This is a genomic window from Belnapia sp. AC561 (assembly GCF_979252845.1).
Window position 1 is genome coordinate 1 of sequence record NZ_CEEDBP010000386.1, and the last position, 248, is coordinate 248.

Annotated in this window: 1 protein-coding gene; it reads left to right on the forward strand. The window is 64.9% G+C overall.

All coding sequences use genetic code 11. The features are described from left to right. Positions 1 to 248, forward strand: a 248-nt coding sequence (locus AC0IW9_RS31540; RefSeq protein WP_471652225.1) for an alpha/beta fold hydrolase, incomplete at both ends; no start/stop codon positions are given.

Consider the following 248-nt stretch of genomic DNA (forward strand, 5'->3'; position numbering starts at 1 on the left):
GCATCAAGATCAACGCCGTCACAGGCGGCGCAGGGCCGCCAATCCTGCTGCTTCACGGCTGGCCTGAAACGTGGTGGGAATGGCACAAGGTGATGCCGCTGCTGGCCGAGCATTTCAGCGTGGTCGCCATCGATCTGCGCGGCGCGGGTTTCTCCGACTGCCCGCAGGGCGGCTATGACAAGGCGACAATGGCGCGCGACGCGCATGATGTGATGGTTGCCCTCGGCCACTTCCGCTACGCCGTGTGT